This is a genomic window from Streptomyces adustus (assembly GCF_009377175.1).
Lineage (GTDB): Bacteria > Actinomycetota > Actinomycetes > Streptomycetales > Streptomycetaceae > Streptomyces > Streptomyces adustus.
This window is the reverse complement of record NZ_VJZD01000458.1, coordinates 1-3,461: the sequence shown is the minus strand read 5'-3', so window position 1 is coordinate 3,461 and position 3,461 is coordinate 1. Positions and strand designations below refer to the sequence as shown.

The following is a 3,461-nucleotide window of genomic DNA, read 5'->3' as shown; positions in this document are numbered from 1 at the left end:
CCCCCTCCCCGAACTCGACGCCGTCTTCTACGAACAACGCCCCGCCTTCGACTGGCACCCCGGCCTCCTCATCGACGGCGCCACCATCCAGGTCCCCTTCCTCGCCGACCTCGTCACCCTCGCCGACCCCACCAGCCCCTGGACCTTCCTCAACTACCTCAAGTCCCGCGAACGCCTCTTCCCCTTCTACTTCGCCGAGCGCTTCCACATCCAGCGCGCCGAATTCGACGCCTACTGCCGCTGGGTCGCCGACCACCTCCCCGGCCTGCACTTCCGCCACCAGGTCGACAGCGTCCGCTGGAACCCCGCACGCGAACTCTTCGAGATCGACTACACCCGACTCGGACACGACGGCACCGCCGCCGCCCCCGGCCGCACCCACGCCCACAACGTCGTCCTCGGCATCGGCACCGAACCCCACGTACCCGAACTGCTCAGACCCCTCGCCGACGCCCCCGGCGTACCCGTCGTCCACGCCGCCGACTACCTCGCCCACCGCGCGAGCCTCCTCGCCGCCGACCACATCACCGTCGTCGGCTCCGGACAGTCGGGCGCCGAGATCTTCCTCGACCAGCTACGCCACCGCGCACCCGGCCACGACCGCATCCACTGGATCGGCCGCACCGAGGCGTTCGCCCCCATGGAGTACTCCAAACTCGGCCTGGAGCACTTCACCCCCGACTACACCCGCTACTTCCACAGCCTCGACGAGGCCACCCGCGAGCGGCTCGTCACCAGCCAGTGGCAACTCCACAAGGGCATCGACACCGCCACCATCGCCGCCATCCACGACGAGCTCTACCGCCGCACCCTCCACGGCGGCTGGCCCCAGGCCGTCCTCACCCCCGGCGTCCGCGTCCGCACCGCGGGCCGCGTCGGCATCGGCATCAGCAGGATCGAACTCCACCTGGAACACCTCCAGCAGGGCCACCGCACCTGCCTCACCACCGACGCCGTCGTCCTCGCCACCGGCCACCGGCAACGCCCCCTGGAACCGATCCTCGCCGGACTCGACCCCTACCTGCGCCGCGACAACCGCGAACGGCCCCGCGTCGACGAACACTTCCGCCTCGTCCTCGACCCGGTCGTCACCGGCCACGCGTACATCCAGAACGCCGCACTGCACACCCACGGCGTCGGCACCCCCGACCTCGGACTCGCCGCCTGGCGCAGCGCCGCGATCCTCAACTCCCTCACCGGAAAAGAGACCTACCCCCTCCCGGCCCGCACCGCCTTCACCACCTTCGGACTCGAACCACACCCCCGGATCCCCCAGGCCCGCCGGTCCGAGACCCTCACCCACCTCGCCGAACACCGCTGACCCCGGCACAGCCGAACCGGCCGGAAACACGACGACGGCGGCGCCCCGGAAGAACGCCGCCGTCGACCTACGACCACCCTGCGACACCGGGACACACCCGGCGCCAGGAACCCCTACCGTCAGAAGACCGGCGTGCCCTCACGGGTCAGCTTCCAGTCCACCGACGCGAAGTCCTTCGGGTCCAGCACACCCTTCGCCGTCACCCACTCCGCGATCCGCGTCCGGATCTCCGTCGACTCCGACCACAGCTCCGGCGCCGACGCCACGAACGGGAACGCACCGCCGCCATTGGCACGGTAGTTGTTCACCGCCAGCACGAACTGCTGCGCGTCGTCCAGCGCCGCACCGTTGTACGTCAGGTTCTTGATCCGCGACCCCGCGGGCTGCGCGATGTCGATGTCGTACACCAGACCCGACACATAGTCGTAGTTGTAGTCCGGCCGGCCGCCCGCGTTCGTCAGCAGCTCCGTGTCGATCACCGCACCCGCGGCCGTCTGCACGTAGTACTCCGCCGAGTACTCCAGGTACGCCCGCACCTGCGCACCCGTCAGCAACTTCGCGACCAGCGTGTTGTCGTACACGTACAGGCTCGACAGACCCCGGATCGTCACATCGCCCGCCGGGATCTCCGACGTCCGCGAGAACGGCGAGGCCTGCGCGATCACCGGCACCGACGCGTACGACGTACCCGCCAGCGCCGCCTTCACCACGTCCTCCTGGACCTTGGTGATCAGATCGATGATCGGCGCGTCCTTGTACCGGGCGTCGACCGTCGTCAGCGTCTCGGTCGCCGTGCCGACCACCTGGTTGACGTACGCCACGACCTTCGCGTGCTCGTCACCCAGCAGCTTGGTGATCTTCGGGTCGTCCGCGACCGTGTTCGAGTTCAGCAGCGACGCCGCCACCGACTCGACCTCCCACTTGCCCTTCGCGAACACCAGCTCGATGTCGAACAGGGTCAGCCGCTCCGCGTAGCACAGCGGCTCCGACAGCACGACCGTACGACCCGTCGCCTCGTTGACGACCTTCAGCTCCGGGATCTCCAGATGCGCGTGCCCGACCAGGATCGCGTCGATACCCGGCACCTGCCTGGCCACATTCGCGGCCGCGTTCTCCACGTACGGCAGCTGGTCACCGTACGACGACGTACCCGAAGCACCCGAGTGCGCCGAGACGACCACCACGTCCGCGCCCATCGACTTCAGCTTCGGCACCCACTTCGCCGCCTGCTCCTCCAGGCCGGGGAACGCCAACTTCCCCTGCACATAAGCCTTGTCCCAGATCGCGATACCGGGGTTCGTCAGACCCAGCACCGCCACCTTCACCGGCGGAGCACCCGGAACGTGGAACTCCTTGATGAAGTAGGGCGGGAACGCCGGCTTCAGCGACTTCGCGTCCACCGCGTTCGCACCGAGCAGCGGGAAGTGCAGCTGGCTCTCGAACTTGCGCAGCGTCTCGATGCCGTAGTTGAACTCGTGGTTGCCCAACGCCGCCGCGTCGTACCCGATCGCGTTCATCGCCTGCGCCATCGGGTGCACCGGACCACCCTTGGCGGTGATCGGGTCGACCTTCGCGTAGTAGTACGTCAACGGCGTGCCCTGGATCGTGTCACCCGCGTCCAGCAGCAGCGTGTTGCACCGGCCCCGCTCCGCACGGATCTTGTTCACCAGGGTCGAGATGCGCGCCAGGCCCATCGTGTTGCCCTTGGCGTCGGAGTACTCCCCGTCCTTGAAGTAGTCCCAGTTGAAGACGTGACCGTGCAGATCGGTCGTGCCCATCACGGTCAGCGCGTACCGCTTCGGCTGCTTGACCGGCTTCTTCGCCGACGCCGACTCCGCGGCCTGCGCCGCCGGAGCCGCAGCCGCGCTCCCGATCGCCACCCCCGCCCCGGTCACAGCGGACTTCTTCAGAAACTTCCGACGGTCCAGCGGCATGTCTGGTTCTCCTCCAAGAACGGCCAACAACGCGCGTAGATTCTGACGCGCGTAGATTCTGGCCCCTTTTGCCGGACCGCAACAGGTCCAGCAGGTTGCGATCCGGTGACCTGACCTATGACTTCCGGCCTCGAAATCAGCCAACCAGTGACAGAGTTGGACGTATGGCCAACCCCCCGGACCCCACCGACCCCACCGAGCAGGAC

Annotated in this window: 2 protein-coding genes; one reads left to right on the top strand and one right to left on the bottom strand. The window is 68.1% G+C overall.

Annotation, left to right across the window (positions count from 1 at the left end):
- The coding region (locus tag FNH09_RS45480; RefSeq protein WP_152895729.1) for a lysine N(6)-hydroxylase/L-ornithine N(5)-oxygenase family protein at nt 1–1,321 on the top strand (1,321 nt) is incomplete at its 5' end.
- A gap of 119 nt (nt 1,322–1,440) precedes the next feature.
- On the opposite strand, the gene FNH09_RS45475 is transcribed toward FNH09_RS45480, so the two are convergent.
- Nucleotides 1,441–3,255 carry a bifunctional metallophosphatase/5'-nucleotidase gene (locus FNH09_RS45475; protein WP_152895728.1) on the bottom strand — a complete coding sequence of 605 codons (1,815 nt, stop codon included), beginning with the start codon at nt 3,253–3,255 and terminating at the stop codon, nt 1,441–1,443.
- Nucleotides 3,256–3,461 lie beyond the last annotated feature (206 nt).

Coding starts and splice junctions, on each gene's coding strand:
- FNH09_RS45475 (WP_152895728.1), bottom strand. CDS start 3,255: ATGCCGCTGGACCGTCGGAAGTTTCTGAAGAAGTCCGCTGTGACCGGG.